Source organism: Ningiella algicola (assembly GCF_028401415.2).
In the GTDB taxonomy this organism is placed as follows: domain Bacteria; phylum Pseudomonadota; class Gammaproteobacteria; order Enterobacterales; family Alteromonadaceae; genus Glaciecola.
Genome location: NZ_CP171821.2, coordinates 872,837 through 888,500 on the forward strand (window position 1 = coordinate 872,837; position 15,664 = coordinate 888,500).

Sequence of the window (15,664 nt, forward strand, 5' to 3'; positions counted from 1 at the left end):
GAAGATTGTTCAAAATAAAAATGGACTTTTTAACGAAGTACACGCCTTGTTTAACGACGTTTTTCTTAAAACACAAAAAAAGCGCAATAAAAGCGCTTTTAAATTTGTTTAGCAAATGCTTAATATTCCCACCAGCATTCTTGCCACCACTTTAAGAACTCTTCAAAATCGATATAGCCATCGCCATTACCATCGATTAAATCAAAGCCTTCTTTTACATGATTGGCTTTTGTTTTCGGTGATAAAATAGTAAGCAAATCGATAAATTCATGCAAATCAATCTGTCCATTCTTGTCTCGGTCGAAAAAATCAAACTCTTTTCGGATTTCGGCTACTTGTTCGTCGGTTAATTCTGTACTGGATGTTGTCGATTGATCGCTCATGGAACTGCCCTATTGATGGCGCTTTAGTTCAAGTTTACTCTGATAACTTAGCCTAAGTCTAGCAAAAAACCTGATGATTCTAAGAAGACCGCTTTTGCTCAAGCGCACGCTGTCGCTGAGCTCGTGCTTTTTCTTCTCGTTTTTGCTGCATTATGTCTCTCGCTGCACTGCCAACATGCTCTTGCGAACGAGCTTTAGCAAGATTGACTTGCTTTTCTCTTTCCCTAAAACGAGCAAGTTGCTCTTCGCTGTGCGAACCATAACACTTGGGGCAACTAACGCCTCGCTCATACTCATCAGTTTTTTTGTCTTCCTCTGTAATAGGCAATCGACATCCATAGCACTGGTCATAATCACTTTGCTCTAAATCATGATTAACCGCAACACGATTATCAAAAACAAAACAGTCCCCTTCCCATAGCGAATCTTCCTTGGGCACATCTTCTAAGTATTTGAGGATGCCGCCCTCCAGGTGGTACACCTCGTCAAAGCCCTGCTCTTTTAAATAAGCCGTCGATTTCTCACAGCGTATGCCGCCTGTGCAGAACATGGCGACTTTTTTATGTTTACCGGGGTCAAGTGACTTTTCAACATATTCTGGAAACTCTCGAAACGAGTCAGTATGCGGGTTAATGGCATGCTTAAACGTACCAATATCAATCTCATAATCGTTGCGCGTATCTATTACAGTAACGTCGGGATCGGAAATTAACGCGTTCCAGTCGCTTGGTTTTACGTAAGTGCCCACCGTTTTGCGTGGGTCGATTCCCTCAATCCCCATCGTCACAATCTCTTTCTTGAGCTTCACTTTTGTGCGATAAAAAGGTTGTTCACTATGCCAAGATTCCTTGTGCGATACCGGTGAAATACGAGCATCTTCATTCAAATAATCTAGCAAGGCTTGAATATCCCTTTGCCCTCCAGAAACAGTGCCGTTTAATCCCTCGTTTGCGAGTAATATGGTGCCTTTGATTTGGCGGCTTTCCATAAAGTCGCGTAGTGGTTCTCTAAGGGATTTATAATTTTCAAGCGTGACGAATTTGTATAGTGCGCAGACTAAAAATTGTTTCATATTCTTTCCTATGCTCGCTGGAACGCAAATCCAGTGCCTAAGCTGTCGATAATAATTGGTATGTTTGAGGCTCGCACCCTAGCATAAAATATGAAAATCTTCGAGACATTGAGCACTTTAATTGAGCGAATTAGAGGAAAGATTGTGATTGTTGGATAAGCGCGCTCAAAGATGAAAGGTGGATATCGTAGTTGTCTCTGGTTAAATAATCATCCGCATCAACGCTCTGATCATCAGACAATAATACAGTTTGGGACAACATATCGCGCCTATCTTGTTTAATCTTTTCACTGACGTGAAATGGACAGTTCTCTATTACATCATCATCTATACGTTTGGCATCGTTAAATTGCGATAAAGGAATGGGGTAAGCGCTTTGTGCAAGCCTAAAAGTGAGAGGACGATTGTTATTTATGGCGGCGTTAAGTTGAGCTGCATGCTCGTAGTGCTGTTTGCATGTTTCAAGAGAAACATCACTATTCGTATCAATAAGAATACGTTTAAACAAAGCCTTGTCTGATAAAATTTCACCGTATTCGTCTGGATAGTGCACCGCATTTTCGCGCCTTGGTTCTACGATATCTGGGTGTGTAAAGTCAGCGGACTGTACACGTTCACTTTGTGCAAGCTTAAAGGCTAAATCAACCTGCGCATCAAACACACTGCGAAAAAAATCAAAACTTGCCGATGAACCAATATTCGCGTTTGTAGTACTTTGTGCATTTGCGATTGCAGCCGAACTTTTCAAGTTCACCGCTTCGTTAATGGCGTTTTGCGTCTGAATATATTGAGCTGTTTCCATATGCAGTGTTTGCGCAATCAATATCAAGGTGTGGTTATGAATAATAATGTATCGGCCGCGCTGAAAGTCACTGAAGTAATCCCTCAAGGCTTTTTAAATACGCGCGATACAGTAAATAACAAATATCGGTAGCAACCGAAAGTGGTAGATGGAAAAATTAGATTACTCTGAAAAACGATGTTTAGTGGTTGAAGACAGACGTCCTTTTTTAGTCCTCTTGCGAGGGCTTTTAAATGCGCTTGGGGCAAAAACAGTCACCACTGCAGGAAGTGCCGAAGAAGCCTTAAAAGCCTGTAAAGCTAAATCATATGACATCATAATTAGCGATTTGCATCTTGGCACCAATCGCAAAAACGGATTTGAATTTCTTGAAGAAATTCGAAACTATAAATATGTGCGACCCTCCACCGTATTTATCATGATTAGTGGCGACAGCGCACGTTCGATGGTCTTAGGCTCACTTGAAAAACAGCCAGATGACTATTTGGTCAAACCATTCTCTCAAGCACAGCTCAATTCTAGGATATCCCGCGCCAGCCACCGCCGAGTCACACTTGCTGCGCTTTATAGCCAAATTGATCATCAAAAATACGAGTTGAGTATTCAAACCTGTAAACATTTTTTAGAGACTGAACCTCGCTACACGAATCATTTACTTCAGATATTAGTCAAACTGTATTGGAAGTTAGAGCAATATGACGCTGCCGAGTCAGTGCTTAATCAAGTTTTAGAGGAACGCGCGCTGCACTGGGCAGTTTGTTCAATGGCAAAAACATATTTGCTGAAACAGGAGTATTCTAAAGCCATTGACCTAGCTAAACGCGTCATCGAAAGCTCATCAAATACAGTTGAGGCTTACGATATTATTGCGGATGCTTATTTACAAGATGATAAAAAGCCGGAAGCGCTTAAGTATATTCTTGAAGCATTGGAGCTATCTCCGCTTTCTATCGATCGTCATTTTAGAGTCTGTGAAATTGCGCGTGAAAATGGACAATATCGATTAGCCATGAATAGTGCCAAGTCGATTTACGAACTATCGCAACGCTCCGTTCACAAAAATATCAATCACGTTTGCGGCTACATCCGATCAGTATTGGACATTGCTGAAAACACAGACGACAAAAGCGTTCGAAATCGCTACTTGCAAGAAACCTTATTGACCATGCAGCGTGTTCAACACGATGAGTCTATTCATTCAAACCCAGATGATTTTGATTTCGACATCTTTCAGTCGATGATCCAAGCACGCATGACGCTCATTGAAGGAAAGCAATCTGAGGCAAAAAAGTGTCTGGAAAAGACCCAAATAGAAATTGAAAGGACATTTACAGACTACCCAGTGGCAATGGCTGCAGACAGTATTAAGCTAATGCTTGACTTAGGCGATTTTGAAGAAGCAGCAAAACTTATTAAAGTCATTAAGAAAAACAAAGACAAAATAGACCCCTCCATTATTTATCTCATTGATAGTGAGATGGAAAACGCTGCTCATACTCGCGAACAATACGTGAAACATAACAAACAAGGCATTCAGTATTACAGCACCGGAAGCTATCAGCAGGCCTACGACGAATTTACCATTGCGAAAAAAGAGTGCCCGCTAAATATCAATGTGAACCTAAATTTGCTTCAGTGTTTAGTTAAGCTTATCGAGAAAACCAATCGACCGGAAGGCCAACATATAATGCAGGCGCGAGAGCTTTTCCGTTTTATGAGTACTATGCCTTTAAAAGATACACACAAGAAAAAGTTCGAGAATATGAAAGAAGATGTAGAAAAAGTAATAGGATAGGCAACGGCTTTTACGTATTTAACCTGATGCCGCTGACGAACTGGAATGGATTTTACGCTTTCCAATAGACGCAAGCATCGCCCCGGCAATCACCATTCCCGCGCCAAAATAAGCAAGCCAACCCAGTTGTGCATCAATAAAGATTTCAGGCGCAATTGAAATCGCTATCTTATTGCTTAGGTAAGTAAAAATGGGGGCTATTGTGATCACCGCACTCACTTTAGACGCGTCCCAAATATGCATAGCCTTGGTGAAAGCACCATAACCAACAACCGTGTTCAAACAGCAAAAAATAAGCGCAAACCACTGCCACTCAGAGAGCGTAAATAGGGAATAAATATCAATCAAGGGAAGTAAAAACGCGCCGCCCATGACATATATAACCAAGGTTAGCTGGTTGCTGGTAAAACTTAGAAGCAGCTTTTTCTGTGTCAATGCGTAAGCTGACCATGCAACGGCTGACACAACCACTAACAACACACCCTCAAGGGATTCATCTGGAGACGAGATAATGACCGGGATCCTTTGGTTAAAAAATAGCAACAGGCCCAATATCAACATCGCAGCGCCAAACACCTGTAATTGGCTAAACCCTTCTTTATAGAAGACTACTCCCCCGAGCATCAATAAAAATGGCGCAATTTGCAAAACAAGCTGAACAGTAGATGGGCTAACATAATCTAGGGCAATCACATTCGTGACGTAATTTACCAGTAATACTAAGGTGCCAAACACAAGGATTATCCAGCTATTTTTGTGTACTTGTCGCAGCTTGGGCAGCGCACCGCCTAACACTAGAACAACAAACACAAAGACAGCGGCAAACACAAAGCGAGCGGCGGTAATGGTGTAGGCATCGGTATTGGTAAGCAGCACCTTTAAAAAGACCGGTAACACTCCCCACATTACCGCAGTAATAGAGGCCAATAAAAAGCCCGTCGTGGACGGGCTTAATTGTACTTTCATAGTTGCCTTACGCCTTCTAATATATTTACTTCCGTACTCGCGCTTGAGCACCTAGTATGCTTAGCTACTCAGATAAATCAATCATATCATCGCGCAAGTCGTTAAGCTCTCTAATAAAATGCTGACGTTGCTTATCGGTACTCAAGCTGAAAACAGTGAGTAAGAACTCTTTCGTTTTCTCTTCATTTCGGTCGCTCGCTGCCAACATATCTTCAGAGCGAAATACTTCGGGGTTAGTGGCTAATTCAAGCATAGTGTTCTCAAACTGCTCCCCCCTATCTTCCATAACAAAGGCCTGACGCATGGCTTGTTGATAGTCTCGCTTGTACTTTATCCAGTGCATTCTGGTTGATTCAAAATTACCGTAGCTGTTTCTGACAAAATCTTTTTGCTCAGTAGTTAGGCGCCCTAAATAGTCTTCCAGATTATCAAAATTTCGATCAATCCAGTCGTCTTTCCTTCGCTTTTCACTTCGCTCTTGTCTTTCTAACCACTCTTCTTCATCCTCAACATTTTCTTTTTCTAGTGCAGCAAAAAAGAAGGTGATTTGTTCCTCATCGAGCGTTTTTGCCAATTCCACCAAGCCGGGTGCAACGTGAGCACGCGCACGATGCCAATGGTCTCTTGCTTTGTCTTGATGATAGGCCATGCGATCAATACTAATGTTTTGCGTAGCGATATCAGATGCTAACTCTTCTAAGTGCGCCTGATACTTAGGTAATTCACTTTGTTTATGCCAGCTTTGCCACGATGCAATATAGTCGTCGAACATTATCTTTTGGTCTTTATTGAACTCGACATAATCATCGATATACCAATACACTAGCCAGCTAATGTTGTTGTATGCGAACTTGGTTGAGCATCCTGCTAGCAAAAATACCGCGGCTAACACTATTATTTTTTTCATGCGGCTATATTCCTACAATCTGAATTTGTTATGCTTACATACGACATCGATAATAAAAAAGGTTCTCAATGAGTGTGAAGAAAATAGCAGTATTAACTTCTGGTGGTGACGCCCCCGGCATGAACGCCTGTATTCGCGCAGTATATTTAGCCGCTCGCCATGAAGGAATTGAAGTCATCGGCTACCAACACGGTTACAACGGATTGCTTAAACAGGATTATGTTGAATTTACACACAAAGATATCAGAAACCTTATTCAGCGAGGTGGCACAGTCCTCTTCAGTGCGCGCTGTGAGAAGTTCCGCAAAGAGGAGCATCGACAAAAAGCAGCAGACCATCTAAGCGAACTCGGAGTCGACGGCCTGATTGTGATTGGCGGTGACGGTTCATTTAAAGGCGCAGAACTACTACAACAGCTTTGGGATAAGCCCGTAATAGGCGTACCTGGCACTATTGATAACGATATTGCCGGCACCGACTACACCATTGGCTATCATACGGCCATCCAAACTGCGGTTGAAAGCATTGATAAAGTTCGCGATACAGCAGATGCCTTCGAACGAGTTTTTATCGTTGAAGTAATGGGGCGCGAAGCAGGTTTTATCGCACTTAATTCTGCTATAGCCGCGGGCGCCGACCATGTTGTCCTTCCCGAGACCTTTGAATCCGCCGGAGACGAGATAGTTAAGATTCTCGATAAACTCGACCAGCGCAGAAAGAACCACGCTAACAGCAGCCATATTGTGGTTATCACCGAAAACCTCTGGCCTGGCGGCTTAGATATTTTGCGTGACTCCTTACAAACAGAGACCGGCCTAGAAACGCGAGTATTGACCATAGGACATGTGCAACGCGGTGGCTCCCCCGTTTGGCAAGACCGTATTCTCGCATCCAAGCTTGGTGCATATGCAGTCGAAATGGTGGTTAACGATGAACGCGGACTTATGGCCGGGATTCGTCATCGTTATCCTGAAGCGGTTCCCTTGGAAAATAGCCGTGAAGATCTAAAACCGCTGAATCACTATTCCATCAGTATGCTCGATAAAATGACACTGCTGGATTAGGCACTTAGGCCGACGCTCGCTAAGGCGTCTGAAAAAGTGGCCAAAACGCCGCCAAAAATACAAACACGATAATCAAAATTGCACAACCGTAGCCCAAAAACGCGGCATTTTGAGCGGCTCTCATAAAACGAATGGATTGCCGCATGCTTGCATTGAGTGATAAAAGAAAAAGCACCGCTAAACACAAGGCCAACACTATCCAAAATCTAAATGTCGGCATTACCCACGCTAGCCATTCAGGCGCTTGATAGTTAAAGCCTTGTTGAATATCTTGGAATGGTGTCAGCATGTACAGTGATAGCGCCCAAGCAAGGATTATTGCAAGAGCTGAAATGAGTAGCATAATACTCAAGTGGTTTTTTGAAGGTTCCATTTTTATTCCAATCAACAATACAGGCTACATACATTTCATTTGGCGACATTTGCAATAACGATTTGTCATCTTTTGTTCATGTCCGCTGTCCACGTTACCACAGCCCGTCTATCAAAGTGTGACAAAGCCCAATACGATAATAGTAAATAATGACGCACTTGCCACCACTAGAGTGGCCAATAAACAAATGAGCCCCATTCCAAATACTTTCCATCCAGATTGAAATCAATTAGCATGCGATTCTGCTATTCCGCTTTTTATCATTTGCTGACTCGCCACTATTTGTTTTAAGGCCATTAACTCGCTGTTGTATCCGCGTGCATTAAAATTAGCAGAGCATGCATTCATAAAACCATGAAGATATGAAACCTGTCTGATAGACGTGTTCTGGGTGTCTGAAAGCTTTGCAATAAGATCCCCTATCAAAAAATGATCTTCCATTTTAGGAAACACTAATTCCACGGGAAAGCGTGGCGTTACTTCTGTGTTGTTTCTGATTTGCGAACCATAATAACAAACGGCCCTACTGATATTTAGTAAATCGCGGTTGCCCGATACATTCCAAATTGCGCTTGCGCCTGCGCTAAAGCCAATAAGCAAAGTTTCACTATTGAAGGTTTTTAGTTTCTCTTTAAGGACGGTAGTAAAAGTGGCTAAGCCAATATGCTGACTGAAATACTGATAGGCTTCTCTCTCACATGAGAATGTCATGTCTTGTGCATCATATGGGTCAACAATGTGTGCATCTGGAGAGATTTGGGTCGCGAGCGACTCAAGCTCTCGCGTTTTGCCGAAGATGTCAGATACACAAACGAATTGCATAATAAATGTTTACTCTTCTCAGGACTTAATGTCTATGTTTGTGAGCAAATAATCGAGTTTGCCTATTACAGTGATCGTGTTCATTCGTCATCTGCCAAATATTCAAGATTATACTCGTCGATTAAGGTCACAAACTCTTCGCTATCGTTTAGTTCTAAATGGATTGATAATATAAGTGCCTTCCCTTTATCTGGGGGCTCATGAATTGCCGCGCTGACTGAAAAACTATATTCAGTCTCTACTTTTTTCTTCAAGGTGTCTTGAATCACTCGAAAGTTATCGATGCCTTCATCAGATATTTTAAAGGTGTATTCTGTGTAGCTTCTTTCAGATGAAAAAAAGCCGGCTTCTGACATTCGCGCCTCTTCACTTAATAATTCTAATGGAAAATCGTATTTACGTAAGCCTTCAATTGAATCCGTTGACAGTGCAAGACGAGTATCCTCTAGATTGAGCATGTAGGGTGTCGAAACCTCTAGCTTGGTTCGAATTTGAGATGCATCGAGCTGCGCAAAGTCATTCTCATCAAATCCGCTGAATTTAAGCATAGTAGCGATTGGGATGTTGGCACAACCCGACGTAAATATAAGCATTAAAGCACAAACTGCTCTTCTCATTTCAGTCCCTTTATAGCATCAGTGCATATTTTCAGCATACGCAGGTATTTGATAAGCCTCACTTAGCTTAACGCTGACAACTGCTTCAAACTTGGCGTGTCATAAAAACGCTGTTGTCGTCTTTCACATAGTTGCCAAAAGGTTCGCAATAGTCGAAACCAAATTTTAAATATAGTTTTCGCGCTGGCTCAAAAAAATCCATCGAACCGGTTTCCAGACTTAATCGCTTGAGACCGCTCTGTTTCGCAAAATCTATGATTTGATTTAACAATGCCTGTGCGTAGCCCTTGCCTCTCTGAGTTTCTGATATCCGCATGGACTTGATTTCACCTATTTCATCTGACAACTGCATTACCGCGCCGCAGCCAACAAGTTCGTTATCATCCCATAGCGTCCAAAAAGAAATATTTGGGGCTTTCAATGATTCCATATCTAGTGCATGTTTGCTTTCTGGCGGCGATACAGCCTGCATATCGTCTATATGAGCAGCAAGAAACGCTTCTATTCTAGGGTCGCTTAAATCGTCCAATTTGATTTTCATGAGTGCCTAATCTTATTGCACCGAATGCAAATGCTCACAACGCACTACTGGGAGGCGGAATACGGGTTTTCCGCCAAAAGATAAGAGCGCAAGTCAGCCTTTTGCGGCTGAGCATCCAACCATTGCTTGATCTCTTTAATCTTTTGGTAATTATCTATACCAAATTTTTCTTCGTATATTTCAGCGAAATTATTCGAGGCGCTCTGCTCACGAATTTTGTTTTGCCATTGCTGAGTGACAACATTGTTTAATGTACCAGCAATTCCCTCTGCCTTAAGCAATTCCCATTCGCCTTTATCTAACCAAATTCCAGCAACAGAGCTACTAAAATCAATTCGATGGCTAGTTTGCGCAGTGACTTTTAGCTTTCTCATAATCAAGCCAGTAATTGGACACAACATGGCGGAAGCGGTCTCGGATACCTCGTCTTCTGACCACTGTGACGGTTGCGAAAATTGATATTCTGGATTCTGCTCTTTCCAGCTAACAAAATCCTCAACGAGTATCCAGTTACCGCCACAATTAGTGCAGGTATGGGCTCTAAACTGACCGTCGATAAAACTTGGACGAAGTACGCCATTTTTACAACTTGTGCAATTCATTATTTCTCCTTAATTACTGCTATTTCCTTAAAATTTGGTGAGTTCATAAACTTTGAACGTCAAAACAAAGACCCTAAGCATTAGTCGGTAATTGTTAGGTATCTCGACAAGTAATCCATCATTTTTTCTTCATCGTTTTTAGAAAAAAGCCTCAAATAAATTACCGCTATGTTGTCGTGATTATCTACAAGATGAATAATATCGTTATTTATGACAGAACGCTCGAAATTTAAATCAAGAAGGTCTACTTCCGCCACCCCGCCTAGCTCAGTCACATAGGTCACTTTACTGTCTATAAATTCCACTTCAAGTAGCCAGTACTTGAAACAGATAATGATAAAGTAACACGCCATACAAAGGGAAATGATAAGCAAACTCGCATACTTAAACGTGTCTGAAAAACCATAATTTCCCGCAAAGAGAAGCACCAGCGAAAAAGCAAGCAGGGGTAATGTGTTGTAGAAACTATATAGATGAAGCTGAGGCTTTACTTTAAGGTGCACAATAGCGTTCTACCTACTCAATGTTTAATCTAAGACGCATTCTACTGCTAAAATCTCATATACATGATGTTGATTTATTTCTTTATGTCAGCAGCGCCTGTATATCTTTTTACGCTGGGCTTTAGATATGTAAGCGCCCCGTCTACTGCTAGGCCTTTAAGCCTGCTTTCGTATTCAACATATCTGAACAAGCCACAACATCAAACGCTAAGCATTTACTGACTGTTGTATTAAGTCCTCAAGATAGGGAAAGTCGACATCACTGGCGTTTTTATAATTAATATGTCGTCTGTACTTTCCGTTACCGCTTAGTTGTTTTTTGGGGTCGTTTAAACTTGCGCCTTTGCTGAATGATAATTGCACATGTTCAGCGTAAGTAAATACGCCACAAAACTGCCCTTCTTTTTCATCTGGCTTTACTGTAAAGAGCGTCCCACCGTATTTTGCATAGCTGGTGCAATCGGGAACGACTCGCTTTACGAACTCTTCCAGCTCATTTGCCAATGAAACCAGATTGAGTGCTTGAGTGCTCACAATGTTATTTACCTCACGAGTGCTTATAGATGCGCCAGCGCACCAAATTTTTTTCTAAAAATACGGCAATTTGAAGCGACATTCCAGATAGTTGGATGACTATCTACAATAGCTTGTCATGCGGATTTAAGAAAAACATTTTTTTCCAACCTTGAGTTTCGGTTGTTGCCAGCCAAGGTATGGGAATGAGTGACAATATTGAATAGTGAATATGCGCTTGTTTGCCCTTTGCGTTACCCGAGTCGCCTAATTGTCCAATAACAGTTCCTGCGTCAACATACTCACCCGCGGAAACAGAATAGCTGTCTAAGTGCGCATAATAATGAATTCGCCATTTAGGGCCTAACACCGCAACCACGTTTCCGCCTTTACTCAAATTACCGGTATACACAACAAAACCGTTTGTAGCAGACAAAGTGGGCGTTCCTTTTTTCCCAAATATATCAATGCCTTTATGCACCCCCGAACTTCCCCAAGGCTCGTACCAAAACGTATTATGATTCCAATCGGACGAGCTTGCACCTTGGACAGGAATTTGCATCTTTTCTGGTATCAACATTCCGAGCAAAACAATTGCTAGCAGCAAGGACAATGCATACTTCATGGTTTCACTCTACTGATTTGAGGCGTATTAGACACTCTGGTATCGCTGCAACTCTTCATTGGTTATTTGAACCACAGCATTTTTTGTATTTTCGTCGACTGTTGCATGGGCAAGGAGCATTACGACCAATTTTTTCAGTAGCACGTTTTATGGGCGTTTGAACCGGACAACAGTCAGGATTGCTACAGCAAATGTCTTGCGATTGCGTTTTGGTATCGTTTGATTGCTTCATCTTTTATTGAATACCTAATTTAAGTGAAAGTGCAATTAGCTTAGGCTCGATGGTGCAGAGCTTGTAACAATCTGATTAGGATACTGATAGACCATACTTATCTTTAAGAGGATGCTATATAGCGCTAATGGAGACAAGTCGCGAATCATGCGAAATACTGAATATTTCATTAAACACTATTCACGCTCATATCCCATAAATGTAAACCATTGGATCCTTTCTTCTTTAAGCGCTTCAGGCAGCAGTATAAACGCCCAACGCCGTTCAGCGACCTGCGTATCACTAAAAATTAAATCCTCGCATACCAAATCCCTAATCGCATGTTTAAGCGCTAGATTGCCGTTAATATAAAATTTGTTCAAGATTTGAAATGCATCAGTGACTATGTCCTTTTCTAAGTTATCAATTTTCTGCTGTATAAACTTTCCAAAAACAGCAAGCTCGAGGCTGAGTAAACCCTGCTCTTGACTAATATGCACTCGCAACTCTGGATATTTCTCTTTTACTTCCTTGATGAATTGACTTCTATGTGCTTTTTTCATAGACCCGGTTTGATTCACTGTTTAGTCACTTGTTAAGTTTCGTACTCATAATATGTTCACGGCAAAGAACAGAAACCGCTACGTCCGTTTCATTCTGTTTCTATATTGTCAGGATCTGGCTGTCGGTATATCTCGATTTACGCATAAAAACTCCTTCGTTTTAGTTTAACGGGAATTTCTACTTAAAACTGCTCCGACTTTTTGGGGGGATTACACTGGCGACAATGGCGAAAGCCACGCACCAAAATAAGAAGATTAATGAAATTAGGTGTGCGTGTTCAGGCCGCAGTGGCTTGTGGCTTAACCAGCAAAGGACCATGGCGCAGCGCTAAATCCCCTGGGATCAACCAAGCTTTATCGCTTGATTATTTGTCATCGGAAGGGCTTTATTCGCTGCGTGATGGGTGGATTGCACTTCACCATCCTAAGTGAAACGCCCTGTGCGGAGGCGCATGCAGGGTGTTGTGGGGGCTAAGGGTTAGAGACCCGTGGCTACCCGATTAGTTTTCAAGCCGGCCAATCCAATAGTTGGGCTTTTGATGAGTGCAGGCAATTGCTACCACTAGAATAGAATCTTGCCTTATTTGATACACCACAGAATAGGGAAATCTATGGAGCAAGCATCTGTGGGTAAAAGAACCTGCTTTTTGCCAAGCCATCGGGTTAACCGTAATCCTTGTCACAGTTAATTCTAGCTCTTCTATAAATCGGCTACCTAAGCCTTGATATATATCTTCATAATATTCAAACGCGTCGTCTAATTCCGCAACCGCAACCTCAAGAAACTCAATATTCATTTATACTTTTTCAATACTTCTGGAAATGATTTTGAGCTTATTTCATTGTTTTCATATGCTAAAACTCTGGCATCCGCTTCTTTCGCCCAAACTTCATTTATTTCGTCGTTTGGTGCATTAAGGCTTTGCAAAAGTTGCTCGACTAATGCTACTCGCTCATTGGTTGAAAGGGCTAAAGCGTCATTTACTAATTCTTTGCTAATTTGAGTCATAATTAATTCTCCTTTCGATATTAAGCATACCATTGAAAAGGGCTAAATTGTATCCAGTAAAACTAACACTAAGCTAAGGGGCACAAACATGGCGCTATACTCCGAAGGAGCGCCTTGTTATGTGCTGCGCTTGGTTTTTATTAAAAGCACAATTGCAGTTATTACGTGGAAGAATAACCCCAAGAAAAACCACAACAGTGCACTACGACCGCTTGTTTTTGCCCACCATGCACAGAAAAAAGCAAACAAGACAATGGCTATACCACTATTTTTTATGGTTTCTTGCAGCTTTGATATATCTGATTCGGCTTGAGTTTGAGCGAACTCCAATTGCGCTACTTTGGTTTGAAGTTGGCTAACCTTGTTTTCCAATTCTGAAATGGTTGATTGCTCTGATGCAAAAACCAAACTTTGGAAGCTAAAGACCATTACTAGCATTAATAAGAACTTGCATTTCATTGCGTTAAATCTCCGTTGGCACATAACGAGGCTGTAGAAAAAAGCATTTTTGTTCAGTCATTTCCCTACTCCTAAATTATTTTTTAATCTTCGTGCAACTTTGCCTTCAAATTTTACACAATGCAAAACCTTTTACTATCCACCATTTTTAGTTAATTCAGTTGTGAGTGGGGTTAAGTTTGCTAATCGGGGCTCGTAGGGGCTATTTTGTGGACTGTTCCATTTCACCTCTATCGAGTTAATGCAACGCATTGCCATAATTACTCAGCTTCTCGATGTTATGTACCAAACAATATAGATGCCATTGCCCTTGTGCTTTCTTTTTGCTGCGCAAACTAAAGCGATTGAGCCCTTTATTGCTTCCTATATTACCAAATACCGGCTCTACCACACTCATTCTATGACTATAGATATGTTTGCCCTCTCGACTATCCACTCGATGTTTCATCCAATCGGTATGATTAGTGCGCTCGTCTCTGGTAAAGCAAATGACACTTGGCGACCTGACCCTTTGCTGTGGTCAGCCGAGCTTGGATTACGCATGCATTGATGCTTTTTATCACAGTGGCGACATTGCAACAGTCTTCCCTCAAAGTAAGCTGTTTTTACGCCATTTTCATTGACCCGAGTCACGCGATGGGTCAATGATTCATTGTTCGGACAAATACAGGTTAAGCTCACGGGGTCAAAGCTAAATTCGCTCGCAGGTATATTCTTTACTCTAAAGACTCGGGGGCGTTTACGCGGATACTTTTCTTTTTGATTGGCAAACTTGGGGTCGCGCTGACGGAATTGATTATCGGGAATATAGCCATTGATATTCTGCTCGTATAAATAACGATTATTATCCTCGCTACTAAACCCTGTATCAGCGGTGATTACCGTACCCGAGTGCACGATATCCTCAGCGATACCTAAGCGTGTAAACCGTTTGTTGATGGTGTCAATAATGGGCTGTAAAATATTTCGCTCTTGTCCTTCACCAAAGGCTTGAGCATCCACGATAATCTGGTGTTTTTTGTCCACCGCGGCCACCCCATTATAACCTTGCACCGTGCCTTTACTGGTGTTCATCTTGGCTGACTCATTATCGGTGATATTACTTTTCACTTCCTTGCTTCGTTTGCCTTGGCCCTTCCGTGGGCTAGCTGTCTTTAGAAACTTATCTATTTTATCGTGGGCTTTATTCAAGGTCCCTATCGCTTGTTCAGCGCGTTGTTTACGTACCTCATCTGCCGCTTCACTTTTATCTAAACGTTTATGCTCACACATGTGATAACGGATTTGACGCTTTAATTTATTCAGCTTTTCTTCTAGCTCTTTAAGCGTCCCTGACTATTCTTTGGCTGCATTACTCGACATTTTACAACCGTCTATCGCAAACAACTCATTGCCTAATAAGCCTTGTTCGTGACAAATTAACAGCACCTGCTCAAAGATTGACTCAATCTCCTTTTGACGACCACTAATAAAGGACGCTATGGTAGTGAAGTGCGGCACACTATCACAGCTTAACGCCTTAAATATAATATTCGTTTCACAGCACCACTGGATTTCTCGACTTGAGGTAATGCCTTTGGAATAAGCAAATAAGATGATTTTAAGCAACGCGGCCGGATCATATGCTGGGCGGCCTTTATCGTCGTTTTTATACTGCGGATAAAACACCCTTAAGTCGAGTTTGGTATCTATCAAATGATGGATAGCATACTCAAACGTACCCGCTTGAAGTTGGTCAAGGTAGTTAATGATAACCATGGAATTTTGTTGGTAGTTAAGAGGCTTGAAGTTAGGCATTATCTTGGCTCCAGCACGTTTTGATAATACCTATTAGATC

The 15,664-nt window shown here is 41.8% G+C and carries 23 protein-coding genes and 1 pseudogene; 3 read left to right on the forward strand and 21 right to left on the reverse strand.

Going from position 1 to position 15,664, the window contains the following annotated elements; all coding sequences use genetic code 11:
• Window positions 1-119: 119 nt before the first annotated feature.
• From PN836_RS03880 to PN836_RS03890, 3 genes are all read right to left on the reverse strand, one after another.
• Window positions 120-383: an EF-hand domain-containing protein gene (locus PN836_RS03880; RefSeq protein WP_395343718.1), complete on the reverse strand. Its 264-nt coding sequence runs from the start codon at window positions 381-383 to the stop codon at window positions 120-122.
• Window positions 384-462: 79 nt separating this feature from the next.
• Entirely contained in the window at window positions 463-1,455 is a 993-nt protein-coding gene (locus PN836_RS03885; protein ID WP_395343720.1) for a rhodanese-related sulfurtransferase, read from the reverse strand.
• A 130-nt stretch (window positions 1,456-1,585) separates the two neighbouring features.
• Window positions 1,586-2,257 (reverse strand): hypothetical protein, encoded by a 672-nt coding sequence (locus PN836_RS03890; RefSeq protein WP_395343723.1) that lies wholly within the window; start codon window positions 2,255-2,257, stop codon window positions 1,586-1,588.
• 148 nt (window positions 2,258-2,405) lie between these two features.
• Here PN836_RS03890 and PN836_RS03895 point away from each other — a divergent pair, with 148 nt between their 5' ends.
• Entirely contained in the window at window positions 2,406-4,052 is a 1,647-nt protein-coding gene (locus PN836_RS03895) for a response regulator (protein ID WP_395343726.1), read from the forward strand.
• Between the two features lie 18 nt (window positions 4,053-4,070).
• Here the strand turns inward: PN836_RS03895 and PN836_RS03900 are convergent, their stop codons facing one another.
• Together PN836_RS03900 and PN836_RS03905 are read right to left on the reverse strand one after the other, a co-directional pair.
• The gene (locus tag PN836_RS03900) at window positions 4,071-5,018 is read right to left on the reverse strand and encodes a DMT family transporter (protein WP_395343728.1); all 948 of its coding nucleotides are present in this window, start codon (window positions 5,016-5,018) and stop codon (window positions 4,071-4,073) included.
• A gap of 64 nt (window positions 5,019-5,082) precedes the next feature.
• Window positions 5,083-5,925 (reverse strand): DUF6279 family lipoprotein, encoded by an 843-nt coding sequence (locus PN836_RS03905; protein WP_395343730.1) that lies wholly within the window; start codon window positions 5,923-5,925, stop codon window positions 5,083-5,085.
• Between the two features lie 68 nt (window positions 5,926-5,993).
• Between PN836_RS03905 and PN836_RS03910 the strand changes: the two genes are divergently transcribed.
• Entirely contained in the window at window positions 5,994-6,989 is a 996-nt protein-coding gene (locus PN836_RS03910) for an ATP-dependent 6-phosphofructokinase (protein WP_395343732.1), read from the forward strand.
• Window positions 6,990-7,008: 19 nt separating this feature from the next.
• On the opposite strand, the gene PN836_RS03915 is transcribed toward PN836_RS03910, so the two are convergent.
• The 10 genes from PN836_RS03915 to PN836_RS03960 form a co-directional block, all read right to left on the reverse strand.
• The gene (locus PN836_RS03915; protein ID WP_395343734.1) at window positions 7,009-7,362 is read right to left on the reverse strand and encodes a hypothetical protein; all 354 of its coding nucleotides are present in this window, start codon (window positions 7,360-7,362) and stop codon (window positions 7,009-7,011) included.
• Window positions 7,363-7,587: 225 nt separating this feature from the next.
• A complete protein-coding gene (locus tag PN836_RS03920) occupies window positions 7,588-8,184 on the reverse strand; it encodes a hypothetical protein (protein ID WP_395343736.1) in 597 nt (198 codons plus the stop codon).
• An 80-nt stretch (window positions 8,185-8,264) separates the two neighbouring features.
• Window positions 8,265-8,801, reverse strand: a complete 537-nt coding sequence (locus PN836_RS03925; protein WP_395343738.1) for a hypothetical protein — start codon at window positions 8,799-8,801, stop codon at window positions 8,265-8,267.
• An 85-nt stretch (window positions 8,802-8,886) separates the two neighbouring features.
• Window positions 8,887-9,342, reverse strand: a complete 456-nt coding sequence (locus PN836_RS03930; RefSeq protein WP_395343741.1) for a GNAT family N-acetyltransferase — start codon at window positions 9,340-9,342, stop codon at window positions 8,887-8,889.
• Between the two features lie 44 nt (window positions 9,343-9,386).
• Window positions 9,387-9,944, reverse strand: a complete 558-nt coding sequence (locus PN836_RS03935) for a zf-TFIIB domain-containing protein (protein WP_395343744.1) — start codon at window positions 9,942-9,944, stop codon at window positions 9,387-9,389.
• Window positions 9,945-10,024: 80 nt separating this feature from the next.
• Window positions 10,025-10,447, reverse strand: a complete 423-nt coding sequence (locus PN836_RS03940) for a hypothetical protein (RefSeq protein ID WP_395343747.1) — start codon at window positions 10,445-10,447, stop codon at window positions 10,025-10,027.
• Between the two features lie 207 nt (window positions 10,448-10,654).
• Window positions 10,655-10,981: a DUF1801 domain-containing protein gene (locus PN836_RS03945; protein WP_395343749.1), complete on the reverse strand. Its 327-nt coding sequence runs from the start codon at window positions 10,979-10,981 to the stop codon at window positions 10,655-10,657.
• A 103-nt stretch (window positions 10,982-11,084) separates the two neighbouring features.
• The gene (locus tag PN836_RS03950) at window positions 11,085-11,585 is read right to left on the reverse strand and encodes a M23 family metallopeptidase (protein WP_395343750.1); all 501 of its coding nucleotides are present in this window, start codon (window positions 11,583-11,585) and stop codon (window positions 11,085-11,087) included.
• Between the two features lie 55 nt (window positions 11,586-11,640).
• On the reverse strand, window positions 11,641-11,817 hold the full coding sequence (locus PN836_RS03955) for an SEC-C metal-binding domain-containing protein (RefSeq protein ID WP_395343752.1): 177 nt from the start codon (window positions 11,815-11,817) through the stop codon (window positions 11,641-11,643).
• A 176-nt stretch (window positions 11,818-11,993) separates the two neighbouring features.
• Window positions 11,994-12,359: a DUF7674 family protein gene (locus tag PN836_RS03960; protein WP_395343754.1), complete on the reverse strand. Its 366-nt coding sequence runs from the start codon at window positions 12,357-12,359 to the stop codon at window positions 11,994-11,996.
• 213 nt (window positions 12,360-12,572) lie between these two features.
• On the opposite strand from PN836_RS03960, the pseudogene PN836_RS03965 reads away from it, so the two are divergent.
• Window positions 12,573-12,791: pseudogene (locus PN836_RS03965) on the forward strand (group II intron reverse transcriptase/maturase); the annotation flags it as partial.
• 68 nt (window positions 12,792-12,859) lie between these two features.
• Here PN836_RS03965 and PN836_RS03970 read toward each other — a convergent pair.
• The 6 genes from PN836_RS03970 to PN836_RS03995 all read right to left on the reverse strand — a co-directional run bounded on the left by PN836_RS03970 (window position 12,860) and on the right by PN836_RS03995 (window position 15,624).
• A complete protein-coding gene (locus PN836_RS03970) occupies window positions 12,860-13,156 on the reverse strand; it encodes a type II toxin-antitoxin system RelE/ParE family toxin (RefSeq protein ID WP_395343756.1) in 297 nt (98 codons plus the stop codon).
• Window positions 13,153-13,368 (reverse strand): addiction module protein, encoded by a 216-nt coding sequence (locus tag PN836_RS03975; protein ID WP_395343757.1) that lies wholly within the window; start codon window positions 13,366-13,368, stop codon window positions 13,153-13,155. Before PN836_RS03975 ends, PN836_RS03970 begins: the two co-directional genes overlap by 4 nt.
• Before the next feature lie 117 nt (window positions 13,369-13,485).
• Complete coding sequence (locus tag PN836_RS03980; RefSeq protein WP_395343758.1) at window positions 13,486-13,827, reverse strand: hypothetical protein; 342 nt, start codon at window positions 13,825-13,827, stop codon at window positions 13,486-13,488.
• Between the two features lie 238 nt (window positions 13,828-14,065).
• The gene (locus tag PN836_RS03985) at window positions 14,066-14,275 is read right to left on the reverse strand and encodes a transposase (protein ID WP_395343760.1); all 210 of its coding nucleotides are present in this window, start codon (window positions 14,273-14,275) and stop codon (window positions 14,066-14,068) included.
• A complete protein-coding gene (locus PN836_RS03990) occupies window positions 14,272-15,099 on the reverse strand; it encodes a transposase (protein ID WP_395343761.1) in 828 nt (275 codons plus the stop codon). The genes PN836_RS03985 and PN836_RS03990 overlap by 4 nt, the downstream gene beginning before the upstream one ends.
• Before the next feature lie 63 nt (window positions 15,100-15,162).
• Window positions 15,163-15,624 (reverse strand): transposase, encoded by a 462-nt coding sequence (locus PN836_RS03995; protein WP_395343764.1) that lies wholly within the window; start codon window positions 15,622-15,624, stop codon window positions 15,163-15,165.
• Between the last annotated feature and the right edge of the window lie 40 nt (window positions 15,625-15,664).

Coding starts and splice junctions, on each gene's coding strand:
- PN836_RS03880 (WP_395343718.1), bottom strand. CDS start 383: ATGAGCGATCAATCGACAACATCCAGTACAGAATTAACCGACGAACAA.
- PN836_RS03885 (WP_395343720.1), bottom strand. CDS start 1,455: ATGAAACAATTTTTAGTCTGCGCACTATACAAATTCGTCACGCTTGAA.
- PN836_RS03890 (WP_395343723.1), bottom strand. CDS start 2,257: ATGGAAACAGCTCAATATATTCAGACGCAAAACGCCATTAACGAAGCG.
- PN836_RS03895 (WP_395343726.1), top strand. CDS start 2,406: ATGGAAAAATTAGATTACTCTGAAAAACGATGTTTAGTGGTTGAAGAC.
- PN836_RS03900 (WP_395343728.1), bottom strand. CDS start 5,018: ATGAAAGTACAATTAAGCCCGTCCACGACGGGCTTTTTATTGGCCTCT.
- PN836_RS03905 (WP_395343730.1), bottom strand. CDS start 5,925: ATGAAAAAAATAATAGTGTTAGCCGCGGTATTTTTGCTAGCAGGATGC.
- PN836_RS03910 (WP_395343732.1), top strand. CDS start 5,994: ATGAGTGTGAAGAAAATAGCAGTATTAACTTCTGGTGGTGACGCCCCC.
- PN836_RS03915 (WP_395343734.1), bottom strand. CDS start 7,362: ATGGAACCTTCAAAAAACCACTTGAGTATTATGCTACTCATTTCAGCT.
- PN836_RS03920 (WP_395343736.1), bottom strand. CDS start 8,184: ATGCAATTCGTTTGTGTATCTGACATCTTCGGCAAAACGCGAGAGCTT.
- PN836_RS03925 (WP_395343738.1), bottom strand. CDS start 8,801: ATGAGAAGAGCAGTTTGTGCTTTAATGCTTATATTTACGTCGGGTTGT.
- PN836_RS03930 (WP_395343741.1), bottom strand. CDS start 9,342: ATGAAAATCAAATTGGACGATTTAAGCGACCCTAGAATAGAAGCGTTT.
- PN836_RS03935 (WP_395343744.1), bottom strand. CDS start 9,944: ATGAATTGCACAAGTTGTAAAAATGGCGTACTTCGTCCAAGTTTTATC.
- PN836_RS03950 (WP_395343750.1), bottom strand. CDS start 11,585: ATGAAGTATGCATTGTCCTTGCTGCTAGCAATTGTTTTGCTCGGAATG.
- PN836_RS03955 (WP_395343752.1), bottom strand. CDS start 11,817: ATGAAGCAATCAAACGATACCAAAACGCAATCGCAAGACATTTGCTGT.
- PN836_RS03960 (WP_395343754.1), bottom strand. CDS start 12,359: ATGAAAAAAGCACATAGAAGTCAATTCATCAAGGAAGTAAAAGAGAAA.
- PN836_RS03970 (WP_395343756.1), bottom strand. CDS start 13,156: ATGAATATTGAGTTTCTTGAGGTTGCGGTTGCGGAATTAGACGACGCG.
- PN836_RS03975 (WP_395343757.1), bottom strand. CDS start 13,368: ATGACTCAAATTAGCAAAGAATTAGTAAATGACGCTTTAGCCCTTTCA.
- PN836_RS03980 (WP_395343758.1), bottom strand. CDS start 13,827: ATGAAATGCAAGTTCTTATTAATGCTAGTAATGGTCTTTAGCTTCCAA.
- PN836_RS03985 (WP_395343760.1), bottom strand. CDS start 14,275: ATGAAACATCGAGTGGATAGTCGAGAGGGCAAACATATCTATAGTCAT.
- PN836_RS03990 (WP_395343761.1), bottom strand. CDS start 15,099: ATGTGTGAGCATAAACGTTTAGATAAAAGTGAAGCGGCAGATGAGGTA.
- PN836_RS03995 (WP_395343764.1), bottom strand. CDS start 15,624: ATGCCTAACTTCAAGCCTCTTAACTACCAACAAAATTCCATGGTTATC.